The organism is Pseudomonas sp. C9D1 (genome assembly GCF_056491235.1).
This window is the reverse complement of sequence record NZ_JBSZIE010000001.1, coordinates 1,601,776-1,614,374: the sequence shown is the minus strand read 5'-3', so window position 1 is coordinate 1,614,374 and position 12,599 is coordinate 1,601,776. Positions and strand designations below refer to the sequence as shown.

Genomic DNA, 12,599 nt, shown 5'->3' with positions numbered 1-12,599 from the left:
CCCACCATGAGCCAACTGGACACCCTCTGGTACACCCGCTGCCCGGTCCCCACCGGGCTCGGCATCGCCGTGCAGAAAGGCTGGCTGGAACAGACCCTGGCCAGCCAGGGCACGCGCATCCAGTCCCTGCGCGAATCCACCGAGCAGGCGGTGCGCGAATCGCACTTCGATCACAGCCTGCAGAACTCGGTACGCCACGGCGGCAACATCCCGGCCATCTGGGCGCGCTCCCAGGGCCGCGACACCCGCGTCATCGGCCTTTCCTGGGCGGACGAGGTGCAGCTGATCCTCGCCCGCCCGGACAGCGGCATCAAACGCGTCAAGGACCTCAAGGGTCGCCGCTTCGGCCTGCCCGACTGGCACGGCGCGCAGATCGACTTCACCCGCGCCCAGGCCCTGCGCGGCCTGGAAAACGCCCTGCGCCTGGAGGGCCTGGAAGTGGCCGACGTGGAGCGCGTCGACTACCGCTACGGCGGCACCTTCAGTGACGAGCCGGTGCAGGCAGTGGCCGGCACCCCGGTGAGTTCGCGCCGTGCCGAAGGGCGCAACGCCGAGCTGGTCGGCCTGCTGCGCGGCGAGGTGGACGCCATCTTCCTCAAGGGCGCCAGTGCCGCCCAGCTGGCCCATGACTTCGGCCTGCGCACGGTGATCGACACCGGTTCGCACCCCGAGCCGCTGGTGCGCTCGAACAACGGCACGCCGCGCACCCTGACTGTCGACGCCCACCTGCTGGAGCAGCACCCGCAAGCCGCCGCCGGCATCCTCGACGCGGTACTGCGCGCCGAGGAATGGGCCCACGCCCACCCCGACGACACCCGCCGCTACCTCGCCCGCGAAACCAACAGCAGCGAGTACTGGGTGACCGTGGCCTATGGCGAGGACGCCCACCGCCGCCTGCGCACCGAGCTGGACGAACAGGCCATCGCCGCGCTGCAGGACTTCACCGCCTTCCTGCACCGCTGGGGCTTCATCCCGCAGCTGTTCGACGTGCGTGACTGGATCGATACCCGACCGCTGGATTCCCTGCGCGCAGCCACTGCGCTGGCAGGCTGATCGGCCGGGCTCTACTGACCTCAACCGAGCCACTTATGAGCAAGCCACTCGACACCCTCTGGTACACCCACAGCCCGGTTCCCACCGGGCTCGGCATCGCGGTGCAGTCCGGCCGCCTGGCCGAGGCCTTCCGCCCCTTCGGCACCAGCATCCAGTCGCTGCGCGAATCCAGCGAGCGCGAGGTGCGCGAAGCCCACTACGACCACCACCTGCCCAACTCGGTACGCCACGGCGGCAACATCCCGGCCATCTGGGCCTACGCCAGCGGCGTGCAGACCCGCGTCGTCGGGCTGTCCTGGAGCGACGAGGTGCAGCTGATCCTGACCACGCCGGAATCCGGGGTGAACAGCATCCGCGACCTGAAGAACCGCCGCTTCGGCCTGCCCAAGTGGGCCAACGTGCAGATCGACTTCACCCGCGCCCAGGCCCTGCGCGGCCTGGAGAACGCCCTGCGCCTGGAAGGCCTCTCCGTGCAGGACGTCGAGCTGGTGGACTATCCCTACGGCGGCACCTACAGCGACGAGCAGAAGCACCACCTGCATGGCGCCGAAGTCAGCCTCGGGGTGGACCGCGTCAAACGCCGCAACAACGAGCTGATCGGCCTGCTGCGCGGCGACATCGACGCCATCTTCCTCAAGGGCGCCCACGCCGCCCACCTGGCCAACGAGTTCGGCCTGCAGGTGGTGGTGGACACCGGCTCGCACCCCGACCCGCTGATCCGCTCCAACAACGGCACGCCGCGTACCCTGACCGTCGACACCCACCTGCTGCACGAGCACTTCGATGCCTCGGTGCGCATCGTCGACACCGTGCTGCGCACCGAGCAATGGGCCTGGGCCAACCCGGACGAGACCCGGCGCTTCCTCGCCCGCGAACTCAACACCAGCGAGTACTGGGTCGCCGCCGCCTACGGCGAGGATGCCCACCGGCGCCTGCGCACCACCCTCGACGAACGCTCGATCGCCGCGCTGCAGGACTTCACCGATTTCCTCCATCGCTGGGACTTCATCCCGCGCCGTTTCGACGTGCGCGACTGGATCGATTTCAGCGTGCTGGAGAAGGTCATCGGCTCCACCTCGCGAGTCGCCGTATAAGGCTGCTGCCCGGGCAGCAATGCCCGGGCGACTGCTTCCCCAGCAGCAACTTCCCAGCAACTTCCTGCTGCCGACAACGCACACTTTCCAGCCCCTCTCCCGGCCCTCGATTCGGCCAACTCCCCTGCGCCCTTAGTTGTTACAAAGCCGCGCCAAAACAAACATTAAAATCCTTTAAAAACAGCTAGTTGCGAATTTAACGAAATAACCGTTCCGCCCAACAAAAGACTGGCACGACTCCTGCTCTCACCCTCTTGGCTTATTCATGGCACGCCTTGCGACCGCCCACTTGGCGACCCGTGCCTTACATATAAAAGGGGAGAGAACATGCACACACCCAATCCGATTACCCGAGGCATCTGGCTGGCCTTGTTGCTGGCCGCCAGCGGCTCGCTGGTAGCCGCCGAACAGACCGATGCGAAGAAGGCCGAAGCGGCCGCCAAGGCCCAGCCGACCACCGCGCTGAAGACGGTCACCGTCACCGCCCAGCACCGTGAAGAAACCCTGCAGGAGACGCCCACCACCGTCTCCGCCATCAATGGCACCAACATCACCACCGACGGCGTGCGCGCCATCGGCGACATCACCACCTTCGTGCCCAACGCCGCGGCCAAGAACCCCGACGGCGACGGCCGCCCGCGCTGGTACATCCGTGGCCTGGGCACCGGCGACACCGGTGCCGCCACCGTATTCCCGGTGGGCATCTACGCCGACGACGTCTACCTCAACGCCCCCATCGCCGGCGGCGGCCCGCTCTACGACCTGGAGCGCATCGAAATCCTCCGTGGCCCCCAGGGCACCCTGTACGGCAAGAACACCACCGCCGGCGCGGTGAACATCATTTCCAAGAAGCCCGATTTCGACACCGACGGCTACGGCACCATCGGTTTCGGCAGCAAGAACGAACGCATCCTCAACGGCGCCATCGGCGGCGCCCTGGTGGACGAGCGCCTGGCGGCGCGGGTGGCGGTCTACTCCGAGGAGCGCGACGGCTTCACCCAGAACCTCAGCAACGACCACACCTACGGTGACGTCAACAAGAAGGCCGTGCGCCTGCAGTTCCTCGCCCAGCTGACCCCGGACCTGGAAGCCCTGTGGAAGATCCACAGCCGCGAGCACAAGGGCGACGGCAGCAACGGCTCGCTGCCGGTGGGCCGCTACTACAACGTCGGCTACGTACGCCCCCATGGCAGCAAGATCCAGCTCAACGTCGACGAGGACGCCAAGCTCGACCACGACGGCACCTCGCTGACCTTCAACTGGGACCTGGGCGGCTACACACTCACCTCCATCACCGCCTATGACTACATCCGCAACCAGAGTGTCAGCGACGCCGACTACACGCCCTACGAGGTCAACGGCGTCAGCGACGTCGACAACGAGTACAACCAGTACAGCCAGGAATTCCGCATCGCCTCCCCCCAGGAAGACGCCCTGCGCTGGCTCGCCGGCAGCCACTACTTCCACGAGAAACTCGACAGCGACGCCCTGCGCTACGTGCGCCCCGGTACCACGCCCAACGGCACCGGCAGCAACCAGACCGGCACCGTGTACCGGGACCTCGCCTACACCCACAAGACCAACAGCATCGCCCTGTTCGGCAACCTCACCTATGACTTCACCGAAAAATTCAGCGTGACCGGCGGCCTGCGCTGGACCCAGGAGAAGAAGGACATCGACCTGGTCCTGACCCAGCTCGGCCCGACCGGCGCGCCCATCGCAGGCGCCGACAACAACGGCACCAGCGAGAAGGACAAGACCTGGGACGCCTGGACCTACGACCTGACCCCGGAATACCGCATCAACGACAACCTGCGGGTGTTCTTCCGCTACGCCCACGGCTTCCGCTCCGGCGGCTTCAACACCGGCCTTTCCGGCGGTCTCTCCGGCCTCACCACCGTGGACCCGGAAGAACTGGACTCCTATGAGCTGGGGCTGAAGTCGGAGTGGCTGGACGGCCGCCTCACCGCCAACGCCAACGTCTTCTACTACGACTACTCCGACATCCAGGTGAACCTGCTCACCGTCAACAACGGCGTGCTCACCACCGCCCTCACCAACGGCGCCGCCGGCGAGGTCAAGGGCGCGGAACTGGAGATCGAGGCCCAGGCCACCGAGTTCCTCCACCTGCGTGCCGCCCTCTCCCACCTGGACACCGAATACACCGACTTCAAGAACATCAACCCCAACACCGGCGCGGTCACCGCCGACTACAGCGGCAACCGCTTCGTGCGCTCGCCCGAGCAGGTCATCTCCCTGGGCGCCGACTACACCATCCCGCTGGAGGTCGGCGGCAAACTGGTGGCCGGCGGCGACGTCAGCTACCGCGGCAAGGAATACTTCCTCGCCGACCGCCAGAGCAGCGCCGAAAGCACCCTCAGCCAGCCCCACTACACCCTGGCCAACGCCCGCCTGACCTGGTTCAACCACGACGAGAAGATCAGCGTCACCGGCTTCGTCAACAACCTCACCGACCGCCGCTACCAGGTCCACGGCCGCCCCAACGGCGCCGTCGGCAGCGGCCAGTACGTCATCACCTATGGCGACCCGCGCACCGTCGGCGTCAGCCTCACCACCCGCTTCTGATCCCCACCGCCACACCCACGCGGGAGCCCGAGCGATCGGCCTCCCGCGTTTTCACTCCTGCCCTCCGTCCTTCGTAGGATGGGTAGAGCACCGCGAAACCCATGCGGCCGATGTCGCCCCGAACTCCGCACGGTGGAGGTAAAAAGCGACCTCCACCCAGCAGCCCCCAACCCCGCAGCCCCCCCTGCTCCATCCCTGTAGGAGCGAGTTCATTCGCGATGGCCACGTGCAAGGGCGTCGGTTTTCACCCGACCTACGCCGCCATTCATTCGCGATGCCCGCAACCCTGCAAAGTGTTTCCCCAGCAACACCCGATCAGCAGAAGTGTTGCCCACCTGGCAGGTTTTCCTGCCGCCAACCCGCCCAACTGCCCTGTTTCCGCACACTTCGGCTCTTGGTACGGCCCTTGCTCTGTCCCTCTGTACATAGCGCAACATCACAAGGGACAACCCCATGAGCAACGCCATCAACGTGGTCGCCGTCTCCGGCGGCACCTTCCGCCCCTCGCGCACCCTGGTGCTGACCCAGGCCCTGGTGGCCGAGCTGGGCAAGCACCTGCCGGTCAACGTGCGCATCATCGAACTCGGCGATATCGCCCGCCCCGTCGGCGGCGCGCTGTCGCGCAAGGAGCTGCCGGAAACCGTCGAGCACGAGCTGCGCGCCATCGAGACCGCCGACCTGCTGGTGGTGGCCGCGCCTGTCTACCGCGGCTCCTACCCGGGCCAGTTCAAGCACCTGTTCGACCTGATCGACATGAACGCCCTGATCGACACCCCCGTGCTGCTCGCCGCCACCGGTGGCAGCGAGCGCCACGCGCTGGTCATCGACCACCAGCTGCGCCCGCTGTTCAGCTTCTTCCAGGCCCTCACCCTGCCCATCGGCGTCTACGCCTCCGAGGCCGACTTCGTCGATTACCAGGTCACCAGCGAGCCGCTGAAGGCCCGTATCTCCCTGGCCGCCGACCGTGCCGCCAGCCTCTTCGGCAGCCGCGCCGACGCCCTCAAGAAGATCGCCTGAAGGACAGCCCCATGAACGTGTTCTGGTTCCTCCCCACCCACGGCGACGGCCACTTCCTCGGCACCAGCCAGGGCGCACGCCCGGTGTCGCTGCCCTACCTCAAGCAGGTGGCCCAGGCCGCCGACAGCCTCGGCTACTACGGCGTGCTGATCCCTACCGGCCGTTCCTGCGAGGACTCCTGGGTGGTCGCCTCGGCCCTGGCGCCGCTGACCGAGCGCCTGCGCTACCTGGTGGCGATCCGCCCCGGGATCATCTCGCCCACCGTCTCCGCGCGCATGGCCGCCACCCTCGACCGCCTCTCCGGCGGCCGCCTGCTGATCAACGTGGTGACCGGCGGCGACCCGGACGAAAACCGTGGCGACGGCATCCACCTCAGCCACGCCGAGCGCTATGAGGTGACCGACGAGTTCCTGCGCATCTGGCGTCGCGTGCTGCAGGGCGAGTCGGTGGACTTCGAGGGCAAGCACCTGCAGGTGCAGAACGCCAAGGCGCTCTACCCGCCGATCCAGAAGCCCTACCCGCCGCTGTACTTCGGCGGCTCCTCCGACGCCGCCCACGACCTCGCCGGCGAGCAGGTGGACGTCTACCTGACCTGGGGCGAACCGCCGGCCGCCGTGGCCGAGAAGATCGCCGACGTGCGCGAGCGCGCCGCCCGCAACGGCCGCACGGTGAAGTTCGGCATCCGCCTGCACGTGATCGTCCGCGAGACCGCCGACGAAGCCTGGCAGGCCGCCAGCAAGCTGATCGAGCACATCAGCGACGAGACGATCGAGGCGGCGCAGAAATCCTTCTCGCGCTTCGACTCCGAAGGCCAGCGGCGCATGGCCGCGCTGCACAACGGCCGCCGCGACAACCTGGAGATCGCCCCCAACCTCTGGGCCGGCGTCGGCCTGGTGCGCGGCGGTGCCGGCACCGCGCTGGTGGGCGACCCGCAGCAGGTGGCCGAGCGCATCAAGGAGTACGCGGACCTCGGCATCGAGAGCTTCATCTTCTCCGGCTACCCGCACCTGGAAGAGGCCTACCGCTTCGCCGAACTGGTGTTCCCGCTGCTGCCCGAGCCCTACGCCAGCCTCGCCGGCCGCGGCGTCACCAACCTCACCGGGCCCTTCGGCGAAATGATCGCCAACGACGTGCTGCCGACCCAGGTCGCCGCCCACTGAACCGCCCGCCCCTCCCCGTGCGGAGGGGCGCACCCGACAAGCCCCCATCAGAAGAGGACCCGAGCGTGAATGCCCCTCAGCATCTCGCCACCCCCACGCCGCTGCAGATCGCCCGCGAGCTGGCCGCCGGCTTCGCCGTCAGCGCCGCCGAACGCGACGCCCAGGGCGGCACCCCCAAGGCCGAGCGCGACGCCATCCGCCAGAGCGGCCTGCTGTCGCTGGTGATCCCCGGCGAATACGGCGGCCTCGGCGCCGACTGGCAGACCACCCTCGCCGTGGTCCGCGAGTTCGCCCGCGTCGACAGCTCCATCGCCCACGTCTTCGCCTTCCAGCATCTGATGCTGGCCACCGTGCGCCTGTTCTCGCGCCCCGAGCAGTGGCAGCCCTGGTTCGAACTCACCGCACGCAACCGCTGGTTCTGGGGCAATGCCCTCAACCCGCTGGACACCCGCACCACGGTGCGGCGCTTCAACGGCTACCGCGAGTTCTCCGGCAAGAAGAGCTTCTGCTCCGGCGCCCTGGATTCGCAGATGCTGATCGCCTCCGGCCTCGACGAAGAGAGCGGCAAGCTGCTGATCGCCGCCATCCCCACCGCCCGCAGCGGCATCAGCCTGGCCGAGGACTGGGACAACATGGGCCAGCGCCAGACCGACAGCGGCAGCGCCACCTTCGAACGGGTGCGGGTGGAGGAGAACGAACTGCTGCTGGAGCCCGGCCCGCTGAGCACGCCCTTCGCCTGCCTGCGCCCGCTGATCGCCCAGCTGATCTTCAGCAACATCTTCCTCGGCATCGCCGAGGGCGCCTTCGAGGAAGCCCGCGCCTACACCCTGCGCGAAGCCCGCCCCTGGTTCCGCTCCGGTGTCGAGAACGCCAGCGAAGACCCCTACGTGCTGGCCCGCTACGGCGACTTCTGGGTGGGCCTGGAAAGCGCCCGCGCGCTGATCCAGCGCGCCAACCAGTTGCTGGACGCCGCCTGGAACCAGGGCACCGCCCTGGGTGAGGCGCAGCGCGGCGAACTGGCCCTGGCCATCGCCACGGCCAAGGTCGCCACCACCCGCAACGGCCTGGAACTGTGCAACCGCATGTTCGAGGTCACCGGCGCCCGCTCCACCCACGCCGCCCTGCGCCTGGACCGCTACTGGCGCAACCTGCGCACCCAGACCCTGCACGACCCGGTGGACTACAAGGTCCGCGAGCTGGGCGACTGGGCCCTGAACCAGAACCTGCCACAGCCGACCTTCTACTCATGAAAGCACCCCGTCCGAACGGCTCCGGCCTGCTCACCCTGCCCCCTTCCCCGGCCCTGGCCACCTCGGTGCGTGCCACCGCCCAGGTGTTCGAGGACCCGAAATCCCAGGCCCTGCTCGAACACCTGCAGCAGGTGGCGCCGAGCGAGGCCAGCGTGCTGGTGATCGGCGAGACCGGCACCGGCAAGGAACTGGTGGCCCGCCACATCCACAACCTCAGCGCGCGCCGCGACGGCCCCTTCGTGGCGGTCAACTGCGGCGCCTTTTCCGAGTCGCTGGTGGAGGCCGAGCTGTTCGGCCACGAGAAAGGCGCCTTCACCGGCGCCCTGGCGGCCAAGGCCGGCTGGTTCGAAGCGGCCAACGGCGGAACATTGTTCCTCGACGAGATCGGCGACCTGCCCATGCCCATCCAGGTGAAACTGCTGCGGGTGCTGCAGGAGCGCGAGGTGGTGCGCCTGGGCTCGCGCAGCAGCATCCCCATCGATGTGCGCGTGCTCGCCGCCACCAACGTGCAACTGGAAAAGGCGATCAACGCCGGGCACTTCCGCGAGGACCTCTACTACCGCCTCAACGTCGTCAGCCTGGAGCTCTCGCCGTTGCGCGAGCGCCCCGGCGACATCCTGCCGCTGACCCGGCACTTCATCGGCGAATACAGCCGCCGCCTGGGCTACGGCCAGAGCGAGCTCAGCCCCGAGGCCGCGCAGAAGCTGCGCACCTACTCCTGGCCCGGCAACATCCGCGAGCTGGAGAACGTCATCCACCACACCCTGCTGATCTGCCGCGACGGCGTGATCCAGGCCGACGACCTGCACCTCTCCAACCTGCGCATCGAACGCCCGGAAGAACCCCGCGGCCACGACGGCTCGGCCGAGGCGCAGATGCTCCACGCCTTCCAGCGCCTGTTCGAGGAACAGGGCGGCGACCTGCACCAGAAGGTCGAAGACGCCCTGCTGCGCGCCGCCTACCGCCACTGCCACTGCAACCAGGTGCACACCGCCAACCTGCTCGGCCTCAGCCGCAACGTCACCCGCAGCCGCCTGATCGCCATCGGCGAACTGGTGGTCAACCGCCGTGGCAACGACGCCCGCATCGATGGCGAGCGGGTGGTGCAGTTGACGGTTTGACAGCACGTGCCAGCGGATGGGCATGACCACCGCGGGTGGATGACGCCTCACCCATCCACCCTTACGGAGCCCGCTTCCACACAGTGATCGCCCGCCTGCTCTCGACCTAGGGCGGGTGAAACCCTCGATGGAAATCCCATGCTCGCCGGTGAGCTCGTTTGGTGGATGAAAAGAGCGTCATCCACATCCACCCTCAGATCACATGTGCCAGCGTATGGACGTGACCGCTGCGTAGGGTGGATGACGCTTCACCCATCCACCCTTACGGAGCCCGTTTCCACACAGTGGTCGCCCGCCTGCTCTCGACCTAAGGCCGGTGAAACCCGCGATGGAAATCCCATGCCCGCCGGTGAGCCCGTTTGGTGGATGAAAAGAGCGTCATCCACCCTACATCCGCCCCTCAGATCACATGCGCCAGATGCAGCTCGGTCAGCGCCTCGGCCTTGAGCCGCGCCAGCTCCGGGTCGCGCCGGTCGCGGGGGCGCGGCAGGGGTACGGCCAGCTCCTGGCGCACGTTGCCCGGGCGGGCGCCCATCACCAGCACACGGTCGCCCAGGTACAGGGCTTCGTCGATGTCATGGGTGACCAGCAGCAGCGCGATGGCATGGTGTTCGGCCAGTTGCAGCAGCAGGTCCTGCAGCTTCATGCGGGTGAAGGCGTCCACCGCGCTGAAGGGCTCGTCCAGCAGCAGCACGCGGGGCCGCGAATAGAGGCCACGGGCGATGGCCACGCGTTGCGCCATGCCGCCGGAAAGCTGCTTGGGCAAGGCGTCGGCGAAGCCCTCCAGGCCGACTTCGCGGATCAGCCGCGCCACGCGCTCGCGGTCGTAGCCACGGTCGTCGGCGAAGCCGATGTTCTGCGCCACCGTCAGCCAGGGCATCAGCCTCGGCTCCTGGAACACGAAGGCCACCTCGCCTTCGCCGCGCAGGGTGCGCCCGACGTAGTCGCGCTCCAGCCCGGCGACGATGCGCAGCAGGGTGCTCTTGCCGCAGCCACTGGGGCCGAGCAGGCTGACCACCTCGCGTTCCTGCAGCTTCAACTGCACGTTCTGCAGCACGGTATGGCCGGCGAACTGCTTGCGCTCGACCTGGATATCCAGCAATGCGTCATTCATGTTCAGCCCTCCCCGCCCTGGCCGGCGAAGGCGTCGCGCCAGGCCAGCAGCCGTGTTTCCAGCGCCGCCAGCAGGCCGTCGCTGAGCTTGCCCAGCAGCGCCAGGACGATGATCGAGGCCAGCACCAGGTCGGGTCGCGAGGTTTCGCGGCCGTCGGTGAGCAGGTAGCCCAGGCCCTTGGTGGCGGCGATCAGCTCGGCAGCGACGAGGAACATCCAGGCCAGGCTGAGGCCGCTGCGCAGGCCGGTGAACAGCCCCGGCAAGGCGGCCGGCAGGAGGAGGCGCCAGGCCAGGCGCGCCGGACCGAAGCCGTACATCTGCCCCACCTCCACCAGCTTGCGGTCGATGTTGCGGATCGCCGCCACGCCGTTGAGGTAGACCGGGAAGAAGGCGCCGATGGCGATCAGCACCACCTTGGAGGTTTCGTCGATGCCCAGCCAGAGCAGCAGCAGGGGCACCCAGGCCAGGCTGGGAATGGCGCGCAGGGCAGCGAAGGTGGGTTCGAGATAGGCCTCGGCCTCGCGGCTCAGGCCAACCCAGGCGGCGACGCCCAGGGCCAGCACCGCGCCGATGGCGAAGCCCGCCGCCACCCGCGCCAGGCTGACACCGATGTGGCTCCACAGGGAGCCGGTGGCGAGGTCGCGCAGGGTGAGGAAGATCTCGCTGGGCGCGGGCATCTGGTAGGACGGCACCCAGCCGATGCGCACCAGCACCTCCAGCAGGGCGAGGGCCAGCAGCGGGATCGCCAGGCCCTTGAGGCGGCGCCGCAGCGCGACGCCGGAGAAGGTCGGTTTCCAGGGGCCGACGGCGGGCGCCGGCAGGGTCTTGCTCTTGCTCATGTCTCTGCTCCCGGCGCCGGGGTGGTCCCGCAGGCGCCAATGCCGGGGCGGCTTGCGCACACCCCGGCGGACGTGCGGATCACTGCCTGGCGATGGCCTGGGCGCTGAAGGCCGGGTCGATCAGCTGGTCCACCACCTGCTCGACCTGCACGCCACGGCGCACCAGCTCCTCGGTCACCAGGATCGGCGCAGCGGCCTTGAGTGCGGCGATGTGCTCCGGGCCCGGCTGGGCGTTGGAGAAGTCGGTGCGCGACAGTTGCAGGCGCGCCACCTCCAGCGGCAGGCCGGATTCCTTGGCCAGCAGCTGGGCCAGCTCCTCGGGGTTCTCCCGGGCCCACTTGCGGGCTTTCTCATAGGCACCGAGTACGGTGGCGATGGCCTGCGGGTGCTCCTTGGCGAAACGCTCGGTGACGCTGAGCACGCCGTAGCTGTTGAAGGCGACGTTGCGGTAGAGGATGCGCGAGCCGGCCTGCACCTGGCTGGCGGCCAGGTGCGGGTCGAGGCCGGCCCAGGCGTCCACGTCGCCCTTCTCCAGGGCCACGCGGCCATCCGGGTGCTGCAGGTGCACCAGCTCGACGTCGTCCTTGCTCAGGCCGGCCTGCTCCAGGCTGCGCAGGGTGAACAGGTAGGGGTCGGTGCCCTTGGTGGCGGCGATCTTCTTGCCCTTGAGGTCGGCGACGCTCTGGATGGACGAGTCCTTGCGCACGGCGAGCGCGGTCCATTCCGGGCGGCTGGCGATGTACACCGTCTTGATCGGGCTGCCGTTGGAGCGGCTCAGCACGGCGGCGAGGCCGGCGGTGGAGGCGAAGTCGATGCTGCCGCCGTTGAGGTATTCCAGCGAGCGGTTGCTGCCCTGGCTGAGCACCCAACTGACCTGGGTGCCGGCGCCCACCTCCTGCTCCAGCCAGCCGAAGTGCTTGAGCACCAGGCTGGTGGGCGAGTAGTAGGCGTAGTCGAGGCGCAGCTCCTTGGGCAGGGCTTCCGCCTTGGCGGCGGAGGTGCCGAAGGCGAGGACCGCCGAGGCGCCGAGCAGGCCGAACAAACGGGCCAGTTTGCCGGGCTTGCGGGCCCGCGAGGTGAAGGTGTGCATGGTGTCGCTCCTTGCCGCTGGATGGGTGGGCTCGGCGCGCCGTGCTTATTCTTTCGAGTAAGGTCAGGCTGCGCTTTCGCTTTCTGCAAGGAATATTGCAGCACTCGTGCCAGCAGGCTCGGTGCCCGTCCCACGGGGCTTGGCGACGTGCCCCGGAGCGCTCCACTGTCGCTGCAGCGACAGCCTGCTGATCAAGTGTTCGCCCAGCAACAGTTGCCCATTTCGCTTATGCACCCTGGTTATCAGGGCATCGCTATTCATTCCTTTGTAGCGGG

General features: G+C 68.2%; 10 protein-coding genes. 7 read left to right on the top strand and 3 right to left on the bottom strand.

Annotated features, from left to right (window positions below):
* Positions 1 to 6: 6 nt before the first annotated feature.
* From ACXI0U_RS07475 to ACXI0U_RS07445, 7 genes are all read left to right on the top strand, one after another.
* A complete protein-coding gene (locus ACXI0U_RS07475; protein ID WP_479549968.1) occupies positions 7 to 1,053 on the top strand; it encodes an ABC transporter substrate-binding protein in 1,047 nt (348 codons plus the stop codon).
* Between the two features lie 35 nt (positions 1,054 to 1,088).
* On the top strand, positions 1,089 to 2,147 hold the full coding sequence (locus ACXI0U_RS07470) for an aliphatic sulfonate ABC transporter substrate-binding protein (protein ID WP_021220661.1): 1,059 nt from the start codon (positions 1,089 to 1,091) through the stop codon (positions 2,145 to 2,147).
* 327 nt (positions 2,148 to 2,474) lie between these two features.
* Entirely contained in the window at positions 2,475 to 4,733 is a 2,259-nt protein-coding gene (locus ACXI0U_RS07465; protein ID WP_431483990.1) for a TonB-dependent receptor, read from the top strand.
* 453 nt (positions 4,734 to 5,186) lie between these two features.
* Positions 5,187 to 5,750: an FMN reductase gene (msuE, locus tag ACXI0U_RS07460; protein WP_021220664.1), complete on the top strand. Its 564-nt coding sequence runs from the start codon at positions 5,187 to 5,189 to the stop codon at positions 5,748 to 5,750.
* A gap of 11 nt (positions 5,751 to 5,761) precedes the next feature.
* On the top strand, positions 5,762 to 6,910 hold the full coding sequence (ssuD, locus tag ACXI0U_RS07455; RefSeq protein ID WP_021220665.1) for an FMNH2-dependent alkanesulfonate monooxygenase: 1,149 nt from the start codon (positions 5,762 to 5,764) through the stop codon (positions 6,908 to 6,910).
* A gap of 65 nt (positions 6,911 to 6,975) precedes the next feature.
* Positions 6,976 to 8,160 (top strand): acyl-CoA dehydrogenase family protein, encoded by a 1,185-nt coding sequence (locus ACXI0U_RS07450; RefSeq protein WP_043245789.1) that lies wholly within the window; start codon positions 6,976 to 6,978, stop codon positions 8,158 to 8,160.
* Entirely contained in the window at positions 8,157 to 9,281 is a 1,125-nt protein-coding gene (locus ACXI0U_RS07445; RefSeq protein WP_043245788.1) for a sigma-54 interaction domain-containing protein, read from the top strand. The genes ACXI0U_RS07450 and ACXI0U_RS07445 overlap by 4 nt, the downstream gene beginning before the upstream one ends.
* Before the next feature lie 400 nt (positions 9,282 to 9,681).
* Here ACXI0U_RS07445 and ACXI0U_RS07440 read toward each other — a convergent pair whose 3' ends face one another.
* From ACXI0U_RS07440 to ACXI0U_RS07430, 3 genes are all read right to left on the bottom strand, one after another.
* The gene (locus tag ACXI0U_RS07440; RefSeq protein ID WP_479549967.1) at positions 9,682 to 10,395 is read right to left on the bottom strand and encodes an ABC transporter ATP-binding protein; all 714 of its coding nucleotides are present in this window, start codon (positions 10,393 to 10,395) and stop codon (positions 9,682 to 9,684) included.
* Between the two features lie 2 nt (positions 10,396 to 10,397).
* Positions 10,398 to 11,234, bottom strand: a complete 837-nt coding sequence (locus tag ACXI0U_RS07435) for an ABC transporter permease (protein WP_021222685.1) — start codon at positions 11,232 to 11,234, stop codon at positions 10,398 to 10,400.
* 79 nt (positions 11,235 to 11,313) lie between these two features.
* The gene (locus ACXI0U_RS07430; RefSeq protein ID WP_479549966.1) at positions 11,314 to 12,324 is read right to left on the bottom strand and encodes an aliphatic sulfonate ABC transporter substrate-binding protein; all 1,011 of its coding nucleotides are present in this window, start codon (positions 12,322 to 12,324) and stop codon (positions 11,314 to 11,316) included.
* Positions 12,325 to 12,599 lie beyond the last annotated feature (275 nt).

Bases quoted from the DNA above. Each gene is read 5' to 3' on its own strand.
- ACXI0U_RS07475 (WP_479549968.1), top strand. From the start codon at position 7: ATGAGCCAACTGGACACCCTCTGGTACACCCGCTGCCCGGTCCCCACC.
- ACXI0U_RS07470 (WP_021220661.1), top strand. From the start codon at position 1,089: ATGAGCAAGCCACTCGACACCCTCTGGTACACCCACAGCCCGGTTCCC.
- ACXI0U_RS07465 (WP_431483990.1), top strand. From the start codon at position 2,475: ATGCACACACCCAATCCGATTACCCGAGGCATCTGGCTGGCCTTGTTG.
- msuE (WP_021220664.1), top strand. From the start codon at position 5,187: ATGAGCAACGCCATCAACGTGGTCGCCGTCTCCGGCGGCACCTTCCGC.
- ssuD (WP_021220665.1), top strand. From the start codon at position 5,762: ATGAACGTGTTCTGGTTCCTCCCCACCCACGGCGACGGCCACTTCCTC.
- ACXI0U_RS07445 (WP_043245788.1), top strand. From the start codon at position 8,157: ATGAAAGCACCCCGTCCGAACGGCTCCGGCCTGCTCACCCTGCCCCCT.
- ACXI0U_RS07440 (WP_479549967.1), bottom strand. From the start codon at position 10,395: ATGAATGACGCATTGCTGGATATCCAGGTCGAGCGCAAGCAGTTCGCC.
- ACXI0U_RS07435 (WP_021222685.1), bottom strand. From the start codon at position 11,234: ATGAGCAAGAGCAAGACCCTGCCGGCGCCCGCCGTCGGCCCCTGGAAA.
- ACXI0U_RS07430 (WP_479549966.1), bottom strand. From the start codon at position 12,324: ATGCACACCTTCACCTCGCGGGCCCGCAAGCCCGGCAAACTGGCCCGT.